The following is a 17,783-nucleotide window of genomic DNA, read 5'->3' as shown; positions in this document are numbered from 1 at the left end:
GCGCTCGCCCCCGACGACGTTCAGGCCGCAGGCAGAAAAATACCGAGCGGTTAACATAGAGAGCCTGAACGGCGAAACTCAACGGAGGGCACATGCCCTCCGTTTTTTCTTTTTATTCAGGTAATTGCCGGACGTTGTTCATTTCTTTCAGAACAGGTCGGACACCGGCGCTTTTTGCGTGATCCCCATCTCGGCGCGCAGTTTCGAACGGGCGCGCGCAAGGCGGGACATCACGGTCCCGACCGGCAGACCCGTCCGCTCCGCCAAAGCCGCAGGGCTGGTTTCTCCTCCGGCAATCATGTGGATCAGTGCGGCTTGTGTATCGGGCAGCCTTTCGACAGCGGCGGCAAGTTCCGAACAGGCGATGCGCGCCGGGGCGACGGGGGGCACCGCAGCACTTTCCTCTTCCAGCGGATCGGTGGGCCTGTCGGAGCGCCATCGCTGACGGGCCTGATTGCGCAACACGGTCATGGCGTAGCGGTCAAGGTCTTCGATTTCCGTGCCCTTTCGCAAGCTTTGCCAGAGTTTTAGGGCCGTTTCCTGAACCAGGTCATCCGCGTCACTGGGACTGTCGGCCAACCTGCGGGCGCGTGCCAGCAATCTGGGTAAAACGGCATTCAGAGCGGGTGGGATATCGTGCAGATGTTCCATTTGAGGCTCCTTTGTGAGGCATGCATTCAACATGGCATGTCTTTCCCGCAGCACCAGATGGGGGCTTTTTGCCGATGAGGCGGAAGAGGCCTTTTTCGGCAACGGGTTGCCACCGCAGGATGGTCCGATCGGCGAGGATCGGCGCGTCGTGGACAACCCGACCGATCAGGCGGATGGAATGGCCGTTTGGTGCATCTGACAAAGTGAGGCGCAGAGCAGCGCCTTGAACACGTATGTTCAAACTTAAAAACGGGAGTACCCAAATGACACTGTTCAAAAAATCCGCCATCACGTTGATCGCAGCACTTTCAGCATCCGTTGCTGTTGCTGAACTGGCTGCGGACGCCAACGGAGACGGCGTTCTGACGATTGATGAAGTACAGGCTGTCTTTCCTGACGTCACCGCAGAGGCCTTCAGCACCATGGACCTGAATGCCGACGGCGCGCTGGACGAGGCCGAAGTGCAGTCCGCGCAAGAAGCCGGCCTGATGCCAGCCTAATCAGCCAGCAGGCCAGACAACGCCCGGGCCACGCATTAGGCTTGAGGGGCGTTGCGGCTTACGTACCCGGTTTCACCCCCAGAAACCGGGTACATCTGTTTCTACCGCCGTCAGACGGGCAGGTGGATGTTGAAACGCGCCCGCAGTTCCGCATCCAGCAGGGGATCAAACCGCGCAGCTGAGGGCCGTGACAGGATTTCCTCCTTGCGGGCGGTCGCTTTTGCAATCAGGTCGGGTTTGCCCAGTTCATCCCATTCCTTTGGCGACGTCCGGTCACCGTAGGTTGGGTAGACGTGATCCGCTTCCATGCGCCCAAGGGTCTGCTCGGTGCCCAGATAGTGCCCGGGGCCGCCAAGACAGACCTCACGCATCTGATCGAGGGCGAGGGTCTCGTCGGTCACCTCGATCCCGCGAACGCAGCGCAGCGCCTGCCCGATGAGATCATCGCCGAGGATCAGGGATTCGTGACAGAACCCCAGCAGCGAGGCATGCATGCCCGCAGCCTCATAGACCATGTTAAGGCCGGACAGGCCGGCCATGACATTGGAACACATCTGTTCCCAACCCGCCTGCATGTCGGGCAGTTTGGAATCGGCGATACCGGCGGCGGCCCCGCCGGGCAGGCCGTAGAACTTGTGCATCTGGGCGCAGCCCGACGTCAGCAAGGCCTGCTCGCCTGAACCTCCGGTCATCGCCCCGGTGCGCAGGTCGAGGCCAAAGGGCCACGTGCCGAATACCGCTGGATGTCCGGGCTGAACTGCGTTGACATAGACAAGCCCCGCCAGACATTCGGCCACCGCCTGTACAATGGCGCCTGCAACTGTCGAGGGGGCGGTCGCCCCGGCCATGCCCGCAGAAAGCAGGAGGATGGGAATGCCCGCCTTGATGCAGGCCTCCATCACCTCACAGGATTCGGTGGCAAATTTCATCGGCGGCACGACGAAGCAATTGGTATTGCTGATGAAAGGCCGTTCGCGCCATTTGTCCTCACCGCCCGCGATCATATGCAGCATTTCGACGGCATGGGGCACAAACCCCGGCTCGGTGAACGATACGCCGATGTGTTTTTTCGTTCCCGAACAACAGGCGTAGATCGAGTTGAGATCCATCTCAAGGTTGTCCGTGATGTCGCGGCACACCATGGGGCGTTGCAGGAAGTGAATGTTTTCCAGCACATCGGCGATGCGCGCGGCATCGTGCAGATCCTGGACACCGCATTCACGGTAGTTTCTGCCATCCGCTTCGACCAGATGCACGGCAGCGCCCGCGGTGCCATAGTGGACGCGGTGGCCGGTGAGTTCCAGATCATGCGCCGGGTCGCGCCCCATCAGCGTCACGGAACGGTTGGCTTTGGCCACGGTTTCCTCGACAAGCGCGCGGGGGAAGCGAATGCGCCCGTCTTCGCCCAGCGTCGCGCCCGCCTCCGTCAGATAGGCGATACCCGTGGGCGGCGCATCCGCCAGGCCGATATGTTCCAGTGCATCAAGCGCCGCCGTGTGAATGCGGTTCATGTCGGCTTCGGTCAACGGTTTGTAGCGTCCGCCTTCCATGCCGGGCCGGATCGGGCGCAGATGTGATGCAAGCGGTGCCGCACGGGCAGCACGGCGGGCGGAGCGTCCACCGCTGCGGGTTTGGGTTTTTGTTGTCATGGGGTCGTCCTGAGAAGAAAGGGTGTCGAAGGGAAAACGGCTACCGCTTCTGCGGACGTCCACGCGCGGCACGACCCCGCTCGGCACCGATCGTGCGGACCACGATATTGATCTTGCTCAGATCACCCTGCATGTCGGCTCCTTCATTTCCGCTTCAGCCTGCGGCGAAGCAAAGGAAACGGTCAAGCTTGTTTGCGACCTTGTGTCGTTTTCCAACCTTTCCAGTGCGACATGGGAACGCAGCAGGTATTCGCTCAGGAATCCCGCATCTTTCGGGAGTTTTTAGCCCCTTTCCGCCGATCTCCGCCAACCGCAGGTGCCGACCATTGAAACAATCGTCAGGGCGATCAGTTTACATCCTGTGGGTGCTGGAAGTGGTGCTCGATAAATGAGGTAAGGATATGAAAATGAAAAATATTCTGAGTGTAGCAGCACTGGCGGCAGCAACCCTGGCAACGGCCCCTGCGGTTGCAGGATCTCTGGAGGAGCCGGTTGCGGCGCCCGTTCCGGCAGCACCACCGCCAGCCCCTGTTTACTCAGGTGGCGACTGGACCGGTTTCTATGCCGGTGCGCAGCTTGGCAATCTGGACGTTGATGGTCAGGGCGGGTTGGCCGGGGTCGGGGGCGATGACACGACCTATGGTGTGCACGCCGGGTACAACTATGACTTTGGCAGCTGGGTTTTGGGCGGCGAGCTGGACTATGACGATGCCAGTGTTGATCTTGAGAACGCCGGCGGCCCGATAGGCGCATCCGTGGATTCTGTCTGGCGGGCAAAGCTGCGCGGTGGCTATGATTTTGGCAACACGCTGCTTTATGCCACGGCGGGTCTCGCGGATGTGGACACCTCCATCGGCAGCGACACCGGAGATTTTTACGGCATCGGCCTGTCCTACAAGGCGACGCAGCAGATCATCATAAGCGGTGAATATCTGAAACACAGCTTCAGCGACATCGGTGCGCCGGGTACAGATGCGGATGCGGACACCTTCACCATCCGGGCTTCCTGGCAGTTCTGATCAACCGCCAGCTTGCGCAACCCCGGTGGCCTGCGCCGCCGGGGTTTTTCATGCGGCAAGCTTCTCCGCATGGGCGCACAGTGTTTGCAATGCCGCTTCAAAGGCGGTGTCTTCGATTGTCATTGCAACCCGGATGTGACCCGCCGCGGACTTGCCGAAGCTCTCGCCGGGCATGACCGCGATATGGTGAGCGTCCAGCAGGTCATAGGCGAAGGCTTCGCCCGACAGGCCCGTCGCCCGGACATCGAGCATCAGATACATCGCTCCCTGCGCCGGGACCAGGCCAACCGTGTTCTGGCGCGCCAATACCTCGCTTGCCAGCGCGCGCCTGCGTCTGAACGGCTCGGCGATTTTTGCTTCGAAATCCCGGCCCTGGTTCAGGGCGAAAGTGCTGGCGTCCTGAATGAATCCGGGCACCCCGTAGGTCGTATGCGTTGCAAGCGTGATCAGGTCTGCCACGGCGTCTTCCGGCCCAATGATCCAGCCACAGCGGGACCCTGTCATCGCATGGGACTTCGACATGGAGCCCACGACCAGCGTGCGTTCGGCCATCCCCGGCAAGGCACGCGGTGACAGGTGTCGGCCTTCCCAGACCTGCGTGTCATAGACTTCATCGGAAATCAGCCACAGGTCGTCCTCGCAGCAGACAGATGCGATCATCTCAAGCGTCCGGTCAGAATAGACCACGCCCGTCGGGTTATTGGGGGAATTGACCAGCAGCGACCGGGCGGCACCGGAATGCGCCTTCAGGGCCTCCGCGCGCGGCTGAAACGCATCCTCGGCCCGTGTGGAAATGGCCTGCGGGATGGTACCCGCACCGCGCAGCGTGCCGGGATAGGTGGCGTAATAGGGATCAATATAAAGCGCCGTATCACCGGGATCGCAGGCGGCCATATGCGCGGCAAAAAGCGCGGCCTGACCGCCGGGGGTGATCATCACATTATCGCGCGTTGTCGGCACGCCGGTGCGTTCCTGAACACGTGCGGCCACGGTTCGACGCAACGTCTCGGTGCCGGGAACGGCGGCATAACCGGTGTGCCCGCCCAGGGCTGAGGCATGCATGTCCTGCAAAATGGGTGCTGCGGTGCGAATGTCATGTTCGCCGATGGTCAGTTCGGTCACAGGGGTGCCTGCGGCGATCATCCGGCGCGCTTTCAAGAAGACATCCCACCCGTCCGAGCCGCCGCCCGTCAGGCCTGTGATGCGTGAAGATAACTGCATGACCCACTCCTTCGCTGTCTGCCGCGCAGGGGCGCAGAGGCCGCACGATTCGTCAATCTGTCTTGACCGCCGCCGGCTGGTCGCGCTAGGGAGGGGCATGACCAAGATGACGCTCATTTGCTGTATTATCTGCTGAACGCACCCTGCGGGCGGATTTAGGTCGTTTTCATCCTGAACTCAGATTGCTATGCCCGCGCTATTCTCGCGCAAGGACGCCTGTCATGACGACACTCAAGCTCTACAACACAAAAACCCGGACCAAAGAGGATTTCGCGCCCATCGATCCTGAAAACGTGCGGATGTATGTCTGTGGGCCAACCGTCTATGACCGTGCACATCTGGGCAATGCGCGGCCGGTGATCGTCTTTGATGTGCTCTACCGTCTGCTGCGGCATGTCTACGGGGCCGAACAGGTGACCTATGTGCGCAATTTCACGGATGTGGACGACCGGATCAACCAGACGGCGCAAGATCGCAAAGCCGCAGGCGAGGCCGGAACGCTCGAAGAGTTGATCCGCGCGCGCTCGGAGGAGACCATCTCTTGGTATCACGCCGATATGGACGCGCTTGGCGCACTGCGACCGGATCATGAGCCGCGTGCGACCGAGTTCATCGACCAGATGGTGATGATGATCGAAGACCTCATTGAAAAAGGCCATGCCTATCCGGCGGAGGGTCACGTGCTTTTCGCCGTCGAGAGCTATGCGGCGTATGGGGCGCTGTCGGGCCGTTCGACAGATGACATGATCGCAGGCGCCCGGGTCGAAGTCGCCCCCTACAAGCGCAATCCGATGGATTTTGTGCTCTGGAAACCCTCAACCGACGACCTGCCCGGCTGGGACAGCCCTTGGGGGCGCGGGCGGCCCGGCTGGCACATTGAATGCTCCGCCATGGCGCATGACATTCTGGGCGCGCACTTCGACATTCACGGTGGCGGCAATGACCTGCAATTCCCGCATCATGAAAACGAGATCGCCCAGTCGACCTGCGCAGGACATGATTTCGCGAATGTCTGGATGCACAACGAAATGCTTCAGGTCGAGGGTAAGAAGATGTCCAAGTCCTTGGGCAATTTCTTCACCGTGCGCGACCTGCTGGACCAAGGCGTGCCCGGCGAAGTGATCCGCTTCGTGATGCTGAGCACCCACTACCGCAAGCCGATGGACTGGACGGAGAAGAAGCGGCAGGAGGCGGAGAAGACGCTGCGGCGCTGGTACCGATTGTTTGACGGTTCAGTTTCTCAATTCAAGGAGCCGGAATTTGATGCCGCATTGAAGGACGATCTGAATACACCTCGCGCGCTTACCGCCTGCCATCGCTTAGCTAATGCAAATGATGACATGGCATTGTTTCGCAACCTTTCGATATTGGGCTTGTTCAATGGGCGGGTGCCCAAATGGGCTGAGCAGCCTGAAACTGACCTTTCGGATATGGAAGACAAGCTGAAATCCGCCCGTATTGCTGCGCTTGAAAGCAAGGATTTTTCGGCATTGGACACATTGAAAAATGCATTGCTGGAGGCTGGGGTGGAAGTTCAGATGTCGAAAGACGGCGTGTCGCTCAAACCAACACCGGGGTTCGATCCCTCCAAACTGGAGGCCCTGAAATGACCCGGTTCAAATTTGAGATCAGCGCCCGGACCGCGCGAGAAGGGCGGGGAGCGCCCGCCCCGTGGGGGGGCGGGTCGGGCGCGGCGCGCGCCTTGCGCGCGCTCCGGGCTGACGTTCCCGCGAAGGTCGAAGCCTCGGCAACACGCCACGCGACGTATGGTTTCCGGCGGGTGCTCCGAGCGGTGCACAGGTGGTGCACAGGTTGTGCACGCATGTCATACGGCGATTTTGCCGGGGAGATCGCCCCATGAGCCGCGAACGTCTTTACCTCTACGACACCACTTTGCGCGACGGGCAGCAGACGCAAGGCGTGCAGTTTTCGACCGAAGAAAAACGTCTGATCTCCGAAGCACTGGACACGCTTGGCGTGGATTATATCGAAGGCGGCTGGCCGGGGGCCAACCCGACGGACAGCGCGTTTTTCGAGGCCGCGCCGCAGACCAGCGCATGCATGACCGCCTTCGGCATGACCAAACGCTCCGGCATGTCGGCGGAAAATGACGATGTGCTGGCAGCCGTCATGAATGCTGACACCAAGGCCATCTGCCTTGTGGGCAAAACCCATGATTTCCACGTCGAGGCAGCACTTGGCATCCCGCTTGACGAGAACATCGACAACATCGCCCGGTCCATGGCGCATATCACATCCGCCGGGCGCGAGGCGCTCTTTGATGCGGAGCATTTCTTTGACGGCTACCGGGCCAATCCGGATCACGCGCTGGCCGCGATCCGGGCCGCCTATGATGCAGGTGCACGCTGGATTGTGCTCTGTGACACCAATGGCGGCACGCTGCCCGAAGAGGTCGGGCGCGTCACGGCAGAGGTCATCAAGGCGGGTATTCCGGGGGACCATCTGGGCATCCACACCCATAACGACACCGAAAACGCCGTGGCCTGCACGCTGGCGGCAGTGGACGCGGGCGCGCGTCAGATACAGGGCACGCTGAACGGTCTGGGCGAACGCTGTGGCAACGCCAACCTCACGGCGCTCATCCCTATTCTGTTGCTCAAGGAGCCCTATGCCAGCCAGTATGAAATTGGCGTGACGCGCGCGGCGCTGAAGGGGCTGACACGGACCAGTCGCATGCTTGATGAAATCCTCAACCGCGTGCCTTTCCGGCAGGCGGCTTTCGTGGGCTCTTCGGCCTTTGCCCATAAGGCCGGGCTGCATGCTTCCGCGATCCTCAAGGACCCCAGCACCTATGAACATATCGACCCCGGTGACGTCGGCAATGCGCGGATCATCCCGATGTCCAATCAGGCGGGCCAGTCCAATCTGCGCGAGCGTCTGACGGCGGCAGGTATCACGGTGACCAAGGGCGATCCGGCGCTTGGGCTGATCCTTGACCGGATCAAATCGCGCGAAGCGGATGGCTATTCCTATGACACGGCGCAGGCGAGTTTCGAGCTGCTGGCGCGGGACGCTCTGGGCCAGATGCCGGCGTTTTTCGAAGTCAAACGCTACCGCGTGACCGTTGAGCGGCGTAAAAATAAATACAACAAGATGATCAGCCTGTCCGAGGCGGTTGTGGTCGTGAAAGTGGATGGGCAGAAAAAGCTCTCTGTCAGCGAATCCATGGATGAAACAGGCTCGGACCGGGGCCCCGTAAACGCGCTGGCCAAGGCGCTGGCCAAGGATCTGGGGCCGTATCAGGAGATCATCGACGACATGCGGCTGGTGGATTTCAAGGTGCGTATCACCCAGGGCGGGACAGAGGCCGTGACCCGCGTGATCATCGACAGTGAAGACGGGCAGGGGCAACGCTGGTCCACGGTTGGCGTCTCGGCCAACATCGTGGATGCCTCTTTCGAAGCGCTTCTGGACGCTATCCGCTGGAAGCTGCTGCGTGACATCAAGAGGGCGTCATGAGCGACGCCTACTGGGATGCGTTCTTCGCCCTGCATCGCGACTTGCCACGCGAAGGGCCGGGGCAGGCGCAGGACGTTGAATGGGCCGCTGGCATCGCAGGGCTGGCCGCTGATGCACGCATATGCGATGCGGCCTGCGGGCCGGGGGCGGATATTTCCGCTTTGCTGAAGGCCGCCCCACGTGGACATGTGACCGCAATGGACAAGGCGCCGCAATTTGTGGCGCAGGCGCACAGCATGTTTGGGGATCACCCGCAGGTGTCCCTGTCGGTATCCGACATGGAAGACATCACCGGCCCCTTTGACATGATCTGGTGCGCCGGTGCGCTTTACTTCATGGGGATTCAGGAAGGCCTGACCACATGGCGCAAGGCACTGGCACCGGGCGGGGTGATCGCCTTTTCAGAGGTTTGCTGGTTTTCGGACGCCCGTCCGAAAGCCGCCGTTGACTTTTGGCAAGAGTACCCGGCGATGACGGATGTGGCGGGCATCGCGCGCCATGTGGAGGCGGCAGGCTACAGGACGCTGGCAACCCGCAAACTGTCGGACAAGGCCTGGGAAGATTACTTCGCCCCGCTGGATCGGCGCATCGCCAACCTGCGAACGGGTGCTACGGCCGATTTGGCGCAGGTTCTGGATGAGGCGGAAACCGAAGCTGCCTGCTGGCGCGCGCACCGCGATGCTTTCGGATATTTGCTGAGCGTGGTGCGCCCGGATGACGTTTGACGCGGACCTCACCGCCTGCGCGGCTCTTGTCGAAAAAGGCGATCCGGACAGGTTTGCCGCAGCCATGGCCAGCCCGGTTGCCGCACGCCGCGTGCTCTTTCCGCTCTATGCCTTCAACATCGAAGTGGCCCGCGCGCCCTGGCTGACGCAGGAGCCGATGATCGCAGAGATGCGGTTGCAATGGTGGCGCGATGCTTTGGAGGAAATCGCCGCCCGAAACGCCATACGCCGTCATGAGGTTGTCACCCCTCTGGCTGCACTTCTGGACCCGGAGGCGGCCACACGTCTTGACCGGCTCGTTGCCGCGCGACGATGGGACATTTACAAGGAAGCCTTCGAGGATGAAGCGCATTTCAAGGCATATCTCGATGACACTGCCGCGGGCATCATGCTGGTTGCCGCGCGGGTTCTGGGACAGCGCAGCGATGTGGAGATTGCTCCCGGTGACGCGCTTTGGACTGCGATAGAAAAACTGGGCTATGCCACCGGATTGGCGCGGTTCTTGCAGGCGGTGCCAGCGTTGGAAGCACAGGGCCGCATCCCCCTTGTGGACGGACGCCCCGATGCCATTGCACAGATGGCGCAGGAAGCCCTTGCTGCAATTCGGCCAACCCGAAGCCTCAAAAACACGCTGCCCGCTGCCCTGCAGTCCGCGCTTACCGAGGCCTTTCTGACCGAAAGGCTGCTGGCCCAGGTTGTGAACAATCCGCGATGCGTGGCGGATGGCACATTGGCTGTGTCACCGCTGCGCCGTTCATTGCAGCTCTGGCGCTGGTCCTGAGACCATTGGTTTATTGGGCTCAAACGGGTTGAGGTTTGGGCCGCATCATCAACCAGATCAACGCCCCCCCCGCCAGCACAAGGAAGGGGATCATCGCGATATTGACGGCGGCCCAGCCTTCTTGCGGTGTGCCACCTGAGCAATTCATCAACCCGCCCGAGGAGAGGGAAGCCAGGGTGACGCCGCCAAAAACCAGCAAGTCGTTCAAACCCTGCATACGCCCGCGTTCATGCGGCTCATGTGCGCCTGCAAGCATGGTCGTGGCGCCGATGAAACCGAAATTCCATCCCAGACCCAGCAAGATCAGGGCAATGTAGAAATGACCGAGTTCCACCCCCGAGAGCGCAACCGCTCCGGCACCTCCCAGAATCAACAACCCCAGCCCCATGATCCGCTCAACGCCGAACCGCACGATGAGGTGGCCGGTGAAAAAGGAGGGTGCGAACATGGCCAACACGTGACCTGTGACCACATTTGATGCATCGGCCACTGCAAAACCGCAACCGACAACGGCAAGCGGTGTCGAGGTCATCACCAGATTCATCAATGCATATGATACCATCGCGCAAATGACTGCGACCGCGATGCGCGGGGTGCGCAAAAGCTCCGAAAGAGATCGCCCGCGCGGGGCGTCTGCGGTGCGTTTTATTGGTTTAGGAATGTCCAGAAACACGAAAAAGAACATGCCGATGAGATTGAGGGCGACCGCGGCCAGATAGACCGGAAAAAACCGCATGACCGTTGCATCCGGGCTGGTGCCGGTCAGAAACGCCACCAATTGCGGTCCGATGATGGCCGAGGCCAGACCGCCCGCCATGACATAGGAAATCGCCTTGGGCCGAAAGGCATCAGAGGCTGTATCGGCCGCCGCAAATCGGAAAAAACCCTGCGAAGACATATAGATGCCCATCAGGTAACTGCCTGCAAGGAAAATCCAGAAGTTGGAAATGGTCAGCGCATAGGCGCAGATTCCAGCTCCGACCATGCCGCCCGCGGCACCTGCGACAAATCCCGCGCGCCTGCCAAACCGTTGCATCAGCCCTGACAGCCAAGGTGCCGTCGTCATGGACCCGAACACAATCATCGAGATCGGCAGCGTCGCGAGGCAGACGTTGGTGGCCATTTGTTGACCGGCAAGGCCAGCCACGACGAACATCATCGGTAACTGACTGCCCAGGAACGCCTGGGCCATGACCAGAACGGCTACATTTCGAACGGCGCGGCTGACGTCGGAGGCTTGCATGAGCCTTGCGTATTCCTGTTGCGGGAAAGGGGCAAGCCCTCTTGCCTATGACGTGATCTGAATTACAATCATCCCATGGTAAAGGGTGGCAAAGTTCTTGTGATGTCGGGTGCAAGAGAAGCACATGGTGTGATCACCAGACTTGTATCCCGAGGCCGGGATGTCATTGCCAGCCTGCCGGAACCGGAGCGGTTATTTGATGTTTTGCCGGTGCCGACGCGCATCGGACCTTTTCACGACACCGACGCGCTGGAAGATTGGTTCACGGCGAATGAGGTCGCCTGTGTTATTGATGCAAGCCACGCTTTTGACGCAAATATTTCGCAACGTGCTGCTGTCGTCTGTGCAAAGCTCAGCCTCAGTTATCTGCGGGTCTTGCGCCCGGCGTGGCGCGCGACCGGTCAGGACCGCTGGACCAATTGCAGTTCCGTCAAGAAAGCCTCCGATGCAGTGCCTCCGGGTGCGCGCGTTTTCAGCAATACCGGTTGGGCGTCGCTTCCCGAGTTCGCGGATTTCCAGGGTCAGGTGCTGTATCTGAGACAAACACATTCAGGATCTGCGCCACCGCCGTTTCCCTTTGTAAAATACAGTTTCGGCGTGCCGCCGTTCTCGCAGCGCAATGAAGAAACCCTGTTCCGCGAGCTGAGAATAAACCGGCTGATTTGTCGTAACGTCGGCGGTGCTGCGAGCATGTCCAAACTGTTGGCGGCGCGGCGCTTGGGCATTCGCGTTATGATGATCGAACGGCAGCCCCCTCCGGCTGCGATGCCGGTTGTAGAGACCGTCGCCGAAGCACTGGCCTGGGAAGCAAACGCGTGAATGCAGGCCGGATCATCGAGACCGATGCGGATGTCGCAGAAGGGGCCGCCTGGCTGGCCGGCAGGGAGGCCTGCCTGGCAGAGGCGCTGCGTCTGACCGAACCCTTGCCCCTGCGCCGCAAACCGGATGGTTTTGCCCAAGTGTTGAGCGCGATCGTCAGCCAGCAGGTTTCGACAGCTTCCGCCGCGGCGTTGTGGGCCCGATTGCGCGACGCAGGCGCCGTTTCCGCTGATGCGGTGCGGGCCCTTACCGAGCAGGAATTGCGTGATCTTGGATTGAGTCGACAAAAAGCGCGTTACGCCCATGCCTTGGCGGCCGCAAACATCGACTATGCAGCCTTGCGATCCGCATCGGACGACGAGGTCATCAAGACGCTGACCGCCGTCACAGGCATAGGCGTGTGGACAGCAGAGATATACGCGATGTTCAGTCTGGGCCGAGCGGATGTTTTTGCGCCCGGTGATCTGGCCCTTCAGGAAGCCGCGCGGCTTCTCTATGGCCTGCCCGAAAGACCAAAAGAACGCGAGTTGCGAAAAATGGCGGAAAACTGGTCTCCCTGGCGGTCGGTTGCGGCGCGCCTGCTCTTTGCCTACTACAGACATGCCAAACAACGGGACGGGATCAGATGACAAGGGTTTTGAATGCAGAGCGCCGCGCGCCAGTGTCGGGTGAGACGCGTTCCGTTGTGGTTTTTCTGCATGGTTATGGCGCCAATGGCGCCGATCTTCTGGGGCTGGCTGATCCCTTGGGCGAGCACTTGCCCGATACTTTGTTTGTGGCACCCGATGCGCCGGAAGCCTGCGCAGGGGCTCCGATGGGCTATCAGTGGTTTCCGATCCCCTGGATTGATGGGTCTTCCGAAGAGGAATCCATGCGCGGCATGATGCAGGCAGTGGATGACCTGAATGCCTTTCTGGATGCGCTGATGGTCGATGAAGATGTGTTGCCCGAGCAGGTCGTGTTATTCGGGTTTTCACAAGGAACCATGATGTCGCTGCATGTTGCGCCCCGGCGCGAGGATCAGATTGCGGGGATTGTCGCGTTTTCCGGTCGCTTGCTGAGCCCCGAGACGCTGACCGACGAAGTGGTCGTGCGCCCGCCTGTCCTGCTGGTCCATGGCGATCAGGACGATGTTGTCCCGCCACAATCGCTGCCACAAGCCGCCGAAGCCTTGCAGGAGGCAGGGTGGCAGGATGTCTACGCTCATGTCATGAAGGGTACCGGCCATGGCATCGCGCCGGATGGGCTCTCCGTTGCCCTGGCTTTTATGCGCGATAAGCTCAGCCTGTAGGACCGGACGCCTTTGCGGCACTAGTATTGCCAAACTGCAATTGCTCCGAGGGCTTGCTCTCCAAAATCTGACTATCAGCATGCGACAGGGATGCGTCTGGGCGATGAGTTTGTCGCATAGTCCATATGGATCATGACGCCGGCTTGCCAGCGCGCTCAAATAGCGGCGCTATTCGCAAATTTTTTTGGAGATAAAAATGATTTTGAAACATATGCGTTACACTCTGGTCGCCGGTGCTTGCGCCATGCTCACGACTGCCGGCACCGCAGCGCTGGCCGAGAAAAAACCACGCGGGGCGACACCCGCAGACCCGCAGCAAATCATCGCGAAATATCTTGGCAACACGTGGAACTGGTCGCAAGGTGGCTCGTATTGGGGCAGTGGTGGCAAATTTCAGGCGGTCTGGACCAATGAAGAAAACCAGAGCAAATCCTACGCTGACGGCAAATGGTATGTCACCAACAAAGGCACGCTTTGCTACGAAGCCGTTTGGGAATGGAAAGAAAAGAACGAGCCCGATGAGGTCAGGAAAAACTGCTGGCGGCATGTTGTCGACAAGCAAGGTCGGCTTTGGCAGCGCCACCACGAAAAGGAAGACTGGTACCGGCCAAGCCCCGAGAAGTTATCGAGCGGCAATGCCATCAAGGCGACATATGATGCGCACCGTCGCATTGTAGGACAATAGACGCCATACAGGCGAAAACAGGTCCGAGATAACCGGCTGATCAAAGAGGCGCCTCTTCTGGCGCCTCTTTTTTGAACTTTACCGATTGGAGACATTTTTGTGTTACAATAGAGCGTCAAAAGGAGCCGCGACATCTTGTGGAATTGCAGGGCTTGCGCGGTGGAAACCACGATATATAGTCCAGCTTAGGACTCGTGCGCTGGTGGCGCGGTTGGCGTGAGGCTCTGTGGATAATCGGTAGAGGGCAAGCCCAGACATGGACGGCGATTTCAGGACGGATTTTACGCGCAACCCGGCAGCCTTGAGGCACAGGCCGGCTCTGGTGTTGAATGCCGACTACAGACCGCTCAGCTATTATCCGCTATCCCTCTGGCCCTGGCAGGAGGCAGTGAAAGCGGCCTGGCTCGACAGGGTGGATATCGTGGCGGAATACGATGACATTGTCCGAAGCCCCAGTACCCAGATCAGGATCCCATCGGTCGTTGTTCTGAAAGACTATGTAAAACCTCAAAAGCGCGTGGCCTTCACGCGCTTTAATTTATTTCTGCGAGATGAATTCCGGTGCCAATACTGCGGCGCGCGCGGAGACCTGACATTTGATCACGTTGTGCCCCGCGCCTCGGGCGGGGTGACCAGCTGGCAGAACGTTGTGGCGGCCTGTAGCCCATGCAACCTGAAGAAGGGATCAAAACCGCTTCACCGCACGGGTCTTAACCTGCGTAAACCGCCCCGCCAGCCGGGCGCTGAAGAACTGCGCAATATGGGGCGCAAATTTCCCCCAAACCACCTGCACGAAAGCTGGATGGATTTTCTCTACTGGGATGCCGAACTCGAAGCCTGAATCAGCGGTCTGATGCTGTCAGAGATGTGCCTGATAGGCTGGTTCTGTCAGCTGTATCGCGGTGATCACAAAATCCTTGATCTCCTGGGTCGGCCCGGTCGATTGGCTGCCGTAGACCATTTGAAACACCTCTTCAGTCCCGTTGCGGCGCAGGATGATGCTTAGTCCCATACGGTCGCCTGTGGCGTCGGGATCGTTGTAGTGTCCGGCAGTTTCGCGAAAATCGTCCGGGATAGCCTCGAAGAGACGGCGGGTGGTGTCTGGTTCAAGATGACCTTTGACCAGCACGCCATCTGAAGTCCGCAAATCCCTGGCCCCCAAGCGTTGGAAGGCCCCGTCTTGCAGCACCTGCACAAAGAGGACCTGGGCCTCTTGGCGCATCATCTCAATCTGCACCTGTTGATCGTTTCGCGTAGTCATCTGGGTCTACCCACCAAAGCAACATTTGAACAAATTTGTGAACCAATTGCCGTTTGAGCGGCCCGTTGGGGCTTCGATCCCGAGTTCGGCAAGTGTTTTCTGGTCCTCTTCGCTCAATTCGATGCCGCGCGATTCAAGCTGCTGCGGAGACAGCGGCACCGCATTCGGCACATCGTCTGACGCGTTGAAGTCATAAAATTCGGTCTTGGCGAAAAGTGTCTCGTTGTGCAGCATGTGGCTCAGTTCCCAAACCGAAATCGCCGCATTACCCTTGCTGAACCCCAGTGGCGGGTCGACATCACTCATCGCGCTCCAAAGTTCCGCCGATGTGCCCGGCATGTCCTTGAAAACCGGAACGGCGAGTTGCGCCGCCCGGGTCTCGTCTTCGTCCAACATGGGCGGGTGATTGCGCGCGTGGTCGATCTGATCCTGCGTAAATCCCGCGAGGTTTTGTTTGATTGTCAGGGATTGTTCCATGGCCTTCTTGATGCCGCCTGTGAAGATACCCTGTATCTGCCCGCTTTGGCGTTGGCTGGCCAGCCCTTTGACAAACGCGCCGGGGCCTTCGGCGTTAACTTCGGTGCGGAACTTGTCAAGATTGCCCTTTGAACTGCTTGACTTGCCGAATGCATCTTCGCCGTATTTGTCATTCTCCAGATCGGTGAAACCCAACCCGATATTCTTTTCACGCTGTATCGGGGGACCACCGGCTGCAAGGCGGGAGCGGTGGCTGTCAGCCTTGCGTTGGAGCAGCTGCAAGTGACCTACGATCTGACTTTCATCCGCCTGCCGTTGCAGCGCATCAATGCCGCTATTCGGCGCGGTTTTCTGTCGCTGTTGTCCAGATCGTGCAGATGCTGGAACGGGGATCAGGTTCGGCGGAGTATGTGATCGTATCATGCAACCTCTTGGGCGCGAGGTTAGCAGGATGCGTCCTTATGCCAAGAAAATTCTATCACCGGTTGAGGTTTATGGGGGTGCGAGGTTAGTCAGGCGGCAAGCTCTACCCAGACGGGAACGTGATCCGAAGGCTTGTCACGGCCGCGCACTTCTTTGTCGATCTGGCAGTCCTGCAGCATGTCGGCCACCTGCGGGCACAGCAGGAAATGATCGATGCGAATGCCGTTATTTCGGTTCCACGCGCCGGCTTGATAGTCCCAGAAACTATAGTGCCCGGGTCCGGCGGTGCGCGCCCGGAAGGCTTCTGTCAGACCGAGATTGAGCAATCTTCGAAATGCCGCACGGCTTTCCAGCCGAAATAATGCGTCCTCGCGCCAGCTGTCTGGCTTTGCTGCATCCTCCACTTGCGGGATGATGTTGTAATCCCCGGCCATCAGGAACGGCGTTTCACTGGCCAGCATCGATTGCGCATGATCTAGCAGACGCGCCATCCAAGATAGTTTGTAATCGTACTTCGGGCCCGGCGCTGGATTGCCATTGGGCAAATACAGACCACAAATACGAACAGGATGCGTATCTCCCATGACCGTGGCTTCGATCCAGCGGGCCTGTTCATCGCTGTCATCCCCCGGCAGGCCCCGCGTGACATCCTCCAGCGGGCGCTTGGATAATATGGCGACGCCATTGAAGCTCTTCTGCCCGTGGGTGGCGACATTAAAGCCCCGTTCCTCGAATATCTCGGAAGGAAATCCTTCATCCACGGACTTGATTTCCTGCAAGATAGCGACGTCTGGCTGGGCTTCATCGAGCCATGCGGGAAGCGCATCAATCCGGGCTTTGATGCCGTTGATGTTGAATGTGGCGATCTTCATGGGGGCGCTCCTTGTCACGGACCTGTTCAGCTATTGCCCAACCGCGCCGCCAGAGCAAGGGCCAAGCAGTCCTCCACGCCGGCTGAAAAGCTGAAACGGGCGAAGGTGATTCTTGTTAATGGTTAACGAAAATCGGGCTTAAAAGGTTAATATCCACAGAGTTATCCTCTGTGGATAAAAAAAAATTAACCAAGATTACTGCGTCGAACTTTCCAAAAATGTCTGGCGCTAACACGGAATGTTCGTGTGGATAAGTAATGGTTAACACATTGTTAACGCGAATAATTCTTGGAAACTCTCCTTAAACGGGCAAGCGTGAAAGAGCGAACAAAACTTCATTTGAAAGGGATATGATATGAAGACGAACGCACTTGCCGCAGCTATGGTTTCTGAAGATATCTTCGGGTCTGAAAATGACCTGCACAGTGGCGCTGGAACCGCTCTTTTCACAACAAGTATGGCACCTTCTGGTACCGATATGATGAGCGGTCATGGCACTGAGCTTTTTACCACATCAATGGGCCCATCCGCAGATACTCTGACAGGGGCAGAGACCGGTCAATTCACCACCAGTATGGTTGCCGGTAAAGATGCGTTTTCGGGTGATGCAACGGGGCTGTTCACAACCTCCATGTAACCCGACCTGATTGGCTGGGCCCAAGTCCGCAATGGACCTTGGCCCGATC

The 17,783-nt window shown here is 59.3% G+C and carries 21 protein-coding genes; 14 read left to right on the top strand and 7 right to left on the bottom strand.

Translation table 11 applies throughout. The features are described 5' to 3' along the window. Positions 1-147: 147 nt before the first annotated feature. Complete coding sequence (locus tag Q0802_RS01595) at positions 148-651, bottom strand: sigma-70 family RNA polymerase sigma factor (RefSeq protein ID WP_298912593.1); 504 nt, start codon at positions 649-651, stop codon at positions 148-150. A 31-nt stretch (positions 652-682) separates the two neighbouring features. Here Q0802_RS01595 and Q0802_RS01590 point away from each other — a divergent pair, with 31 nt between their 5' ends. Together Q0802_RS01590 and Q0802_RS01585 are read left to right on the top strand one after the other, a co-directional pair. Continuing rightward, on the top strand, positions 683-850 hold the full coding sequence (locus tag Q0802_RS01590; RefSeq protein ID WP_298912591.1) for a hypothetical protein: 168 nt from the start codon (positions 683-685) through the stop codon (positions 848-850). A gap of 64 nt (positions 851-914) precedes the next feature. Next, the gene (locus Q0802_RS01585) at positions 915-1,151 is read left to right on the top strand and encodes a hypothetical protein (protein WP_298912589.1); all 237 of its coding nucleotides are present in this window, start codon (positions 915-917) and stop codon (positions 1,149-1,151) included. 110 nt (positions 1,152-1,261) lie between these two features. On the opposite strand, the gene Q0802_RS01580 is transcribed toward Q0802_RS01585, so the two are convergent. Further along, positions 1,262-2,800: a trimethylamine methyltransferase family protein gene (locus tag Q0802_RS01580; protein ID WP_298912586.1), complete on the bottom strand. Its 1,539-nt coding sequence runs from the start codon at positions 2,798-2,800 to the stop codon at positions 1,262-1,264. Positions 2,801-3,207: 407 nt separating this feature from the next. On the opposite strand from Q0802_RS01580, the gene Q0802_RS01575 reads away from it, so the two are divergent. Further along, positions 3,208-3,819, top strand: coding sequence for an outer membrane beta-barrel protein (locus Q0802_RS01575; protein ID WP_298912583.1), 612 nt, complete (start codon positions 3,208-3,210; stop codon positions 3,817-3,819). A gap of 48 nt (positions 3,820-3,867) precedes the next feature. Here Q0802_RS01575 and Q0802_RS01570 read toward each other — a convergent pair whose 3' ends face one another. Further along, positions 3,868-5,040 (bottom strand): pyridoxal phosphate-dependent aminotransferase, encoded by a 1,173-nt coding sequence (locus Q0802_RS01570; protein WP_298912581.1) that lies wholly within the window; start codon positions 5,038-5,040, stop codon positions 3,868-3,870. A gap of 221 nt (positions 5,041-5,261) precedes the next feature. On the opposite strand from Q0802_RS01570, the gene cysS reads away from it, so the two are divergent. Genes cysS through Q0802_RS01545 form a run of 5 tightly spaced genes read left to right on the top strand, consistent with a single transcriptional unit; the run spans position 5,262 to position 10,026 of the window. Further along, a complete protein-coding gene (gene cysS, locus Q0802_RS01565; protein ID WP_298912578.1) occupies positions 5,262-6,650 on the top strand; it encodes a cysteine--tRNA ligase in 1,389 nt (462 codons plus the stop codon). After that, positions 6,647-6,901 (top strand): hypothetical protein, encoded by a 255-nt coding sequence (locus tag Q0802_RS01560; protein WP_298912575.1) that lies wholly within the window; start codon positions 6,647-6,649, stop codon positions 6,899-6,901. The genes cysS and Q0802_RS01560 overlap by 4 nt, the downstream gene beginning before the upstream one ends. Then, positions 6,898-8,520 carry a citramalate synthase gene (gene cimA, locus Q0802_RS01555; RefSeq protein ID WP_298912572.1) on the top strand — a complete coding sequence of 541 codons (1,623 nt, stop codon included), beginning with the start codon at positions 6,898-6,900 and terminating at the stop codon, positions 8,518-8,520. The genes Q0802_RS01560 and cimA overlap by 4 nt, the downstream gene beginning before the upstream one ends. Continuing rightward, positions 8,517-9,245, top strand: a complete 729-nt coding sequence (locus tag Q0802_RS01550) for a class I SAM-dependent methyltransferase (protein ID WP_298912569.1) — start codon at positions 8,517-8,519, stop codon at positions 9,243-9,245. Before cimA ends, Q0802_RS01550 begins: the two co-directional genes overlap by 4 nt. Next, complete coding sequence (locus Q0802_RS01545) at positions 9,235-10,026, top strand: squalene/phytoene synthase family protein (RefSeq protein ID WP_298912566.1); 792 nt, start codon at positions 9,235-9,237, stop codon at positions 10,024-10,026. Before Q0802_RS01550 ends, Q0802_RS01545 begins: the two co-directional genes overlap by 11 nt. A gap of 19 nt (positions 10,027-10,045) precedes the next feature. Here the strand turns inward: Q0802_RS01545 and Q0802_RS01540 are convergent, their stop codons facing one another. Beyond that, the gene (locus Q0802_RS01540) at positions 10,046-11,269 is read right to left on the bottom strand and encodes an MFS transporter (protein WP_298912563.1); all 1,224 of its coding nucleotides are present in this window, start codon (positions 11,267-11,269) and stop codon (positions 10,046-10,048) included. 102 nt (positions 11,270-11,371) lie between these two features. Here Q0802_RS01540 and Q0802_RS01535 point away from each other — a divergent pair, with 102 nt between their 5' ends. The 5 genes from Q0802_RS01535 (at position 11,372) to Q0802_RS01515 (ending at position 14,905) form a co-directional block, all read left to right on the top strand. Then, entirely contained in the window at positions 11,372-12,088 is a 717-nt protein-coding gene (locus Q0802_RS01535; RefSeq protein ID WP_298912560.1) for a precorrin-6A/cobalt-precorrin-6A reductase, read from the top strand. After that, on the top strand, positions 12,085-12,717 hold the full coding sequence (locus tag Q0802_RS01530; RefSeq protein WP_298912557.1) for a DNA-3-methyladenine glycosylase 2 family protein: 633 nt from the start codon (positions 12,085-12,087) through the stop codon (positions 12,715-12,717). The genes Q0802_RS01535 and Q0802_RS01530 overlap by 4 nt, the downstream gene beginning before the upstream one ends. Beyond that, positions 12,714-13,379, top strand: a complete 666-nt coding sequence (locus tag Q0802_RS01525) for an alpha/beta fold hydrolase (RefSeq protein ID WP_298912554.1) — start codon at positions 12,714-12,716, stop codon at positions 13,377-13,379. The genes Q0802_RS01530 and Q0802_RS01525 overlap by 4 nt, the downstream gene beginning before the upstream one ends. A 196-nt stretch (positions 13,380-13,575) precedes the next feature. Then, positions 13,576-14,064 (top strand): DUF995 domain-containing protein, encoded by a 489-nt coding sequence (locus Q0802_RS01520; protein ID WP_298912551.1) that lies wholly within the window; start codon positions 13,576-13,578, stop codon positions 14,062-14,064. 256 nt (positions 14,065-14,320) lie between these two features. Further along, positions 14,321-14,905: an HNH endonuclease gene (locus Q0802_RS01515; protein ID WP_298912549.1), complete on the top strand. Its 585-nt coding sequence runs from the start codon at positions 14,321-14,323 to the stop codon at positions 14,903-14,905. 18 nt (positions 14,906-14,923) lie between these two features. On the opposite strand, the gene Q0802_RS01510 is transcribed toward Q0802_RS01515, so the two are convergent. The 3 genes from Q0802_RS01510 to xth all read right to left on the bottom strand — a co-directional run bounded on the left by Q0802_RS01510 (position 14,924) and on the right by xth (position 17,097). After that, the gene (locus Q0802_RS01510) at positions 14,924-15,325 is read right to left on the bottom strand and encodes a hypothetical protein (RefSeq protein ID WP_298912547.1); all 402 of its coding nucleotides are present in this window, start codon (positions 15,323-15,325) and stop codon (positions 14,924-14,926) included. A 6-nt stretch (positions 15,326-15,331) separates the two neighbouring features. Continuing rightward, on the bottom strand, positions 15,332-16,225 hold the full coding sequence (locus Q0802_RS01505; protein ID WP_298912545.1) for a hypothetical protein: 894 nt from the start codon (positions 16,223-16,225) through the stop codon (positions 15,332-15,334). An 89-nt stretch (positions 16,226-16,314) separates the two neighbouring features. Continuing rightward, a complete protein-coding gene (gene xth, locus Q0802_RS01500; protein ID WP_298912542.1) occupies positions 16,315-17,097 on the bottom strand; it encodes an exodeoxyribonuclease III in 783 nt (260 codons plus the stop codon). A 355-nt stretch (positions 17,098-17,452) separates the two neighbouring features. Between xth and Q0802_RS01495 the strand changes: the two genes are divergently transcribed. Then, positions 17,453-17,734, top strand: coding sequence for a DUF6749 domain-containing protein (locus tag Q0802_RS01495; protein WP_298912539.1), 282 nt, complete (start codon positions 17,453-17,455; stop codon positions 17,732-17,734). The last annotated feature ends 49 nt before the right edge of the window (positions 17,735-17,783 follow it).

The sequence above is a fragment of the uncultured Roseobacter sp. genome (genome assembly GCF_947495275.1).
In the GTDB taxonomy this organism is placed as follows: domain Bacteria; phylum Pseudomonadota; class Alphaproteobacteria; order Rhodobacterales; family Rhodobacteraceae; genus Roseobacter.
Note: the sequence above shows the minus strand (reverse complement) of the source record. Positions and strands in the feature narration are given on the sequence as shown.

What these genes read in the sequence shown, in the direction of transcription:
- Q0802_RS01595 (WP_298912593.1), bottom strand. Translation starts at nt 651, where the DNA reads ATGGAACATCTGCACGATATCCCACCCGCTCTGAATGCCGTTTTACCC.
- Q0802_RS01590 (WP_298912591.1), top strand. Translation starts at nt 683, where the DNA reads ATGGCATGTCTTTCCCGCAGCACCAGATGGGGGCTTTTTGCCGATGAG.
- Q0802_RS01585 (WP_298912589.1), top strand. Translation starts at nt 915, where the DNA reads ATGACACTGTTCAAAAAATCCGCCATCACGTTGATCGCAGCACTTTCA.
- Q0802_RS01580 (WP_298912586.1), bottom strand. Translation starts at nt 2,800, where the DNA reads ATGACAACAAAAACCCAAACCCGCAGCGGTGGACGCTCCGCCCGCCGT.
- Q0802_RS01575 (WP_298912583.1), top strand. Translation starts at nt 3,208, where the DNA reads ATGAAAAATATTCTGAGTGTAGCAGCACTGGCGGCAGCAACCCTGGCA.
- Q0802_RS01570 (WP_298912581.1), bottom strand. Translation starts at nt 5,040, where the DNA reads ATGCAGTTATCTTCACGCATCACAGGCCTGACGGGCGGCGGCTCGGAC.
- cysS (WP_298912578.1), top strand. Translation starts at nt 5,262, where the DNA reads ATGACGACACTCAAGCTCTACAACACAAAAACCCGGACCAAAGAGGAT.
- Q0802_RS01560 (WP_298912575.1), top strand. Translation starts at nt 6,647, where the DNA reads ATGACCCGGTTCAAATTTGAGATCAGCGCCCGGACCGCGCGAGAAGGG.
- cimA (WP_298912572.1), top strand. Translation starts at nt 6,898, where the DNA reads ATGAGCCGCGAACGTCTTTACCTCTACGACACCACTTTGCGCGACGGG.
- Q0802_RS01550 (WP_298912569.1), top strand. Translation starts at nt 8,517, where the DNA reads ATGAGCGACGCCTACTGGGATGCGTTCTTCGCCCTGCATCGCGACTTG.
- Q0802_RS01545 (WP_298912566.1), top strand. Translation starts at nt 9,235, where the DNA reads ATGACGTTTGACGCGGACCTCACCGCCTGCGCGGCTCTTGTCGAAAAA.
- Q0802_RS01540 (WP_298912563.1), bottom strand. Translation starts at nt 11,269, where the DNA reads ATGCAAGCCTCCGACGTCAGCCGCGCCGTTCGAAATGTAGCCGTTCTG.
- Q0802_RS01535 (WP_298912560.1), top strand. Translation starts at nt 11,372, where the DNA reads ATGTCGGGTGCAAGAGAAGCACATGGTGTGATCACCAGACTTGTATCC.
- Q0802_RS01525 (WP_298912554.1), top strand. Translation starts at nt 12,714, where the DNA reads ATGACAAGGGTTTTGAATGCAGAGCGCCGCGCGCCAGTGTCGGGTGAG.
- Q0802_RS01520 (WP_298912551.1), top strand. Translation starts at nt 13,576, where the DNA reads ATGATTTTGAAACATATGCGTTACACTCTGGTCGCCGGTGCTTGCGCC.
- Q0802_RS01515 (WP_298912549.1), top strand. Translation starts at nt 14,321, where the DNA reads ATGGACGGCGATTTCAGGACGGATTTTACGCGCAACCCGGCAGCCTTG.
- Q0802_RS01510 (WP_298912547.1), bottom strand. Translation starts at nt 15,325, where the DNA reads ATGACTACGCGAAACGATCAACAGGTGCAGATTGAGATGATGCGCCAA.
- Q0802_RS01505 (WP_298912545.1), bottom strand. Translation starts at nt 16,225, where the DNA reads ATGATACGATCACATACTCCGCCGAACCTGATCCCCGTTCCAGCATCT.
- xth (WP_298912542.1), bottom strand. Translation starts at nt 17,097, where the DNA reads ATGAAGATCGCCACATTCAACATCAACGGCATCAAAGCCCGGATTGAT.
- Q0802_RS01495 (WP_298912539.1), top strand. Translation starts at nt 17,453, where the DNA reads ATGAAGACGAACGCACTTGCCGCAGCTATGGTTTCTGAAGATATCTTC.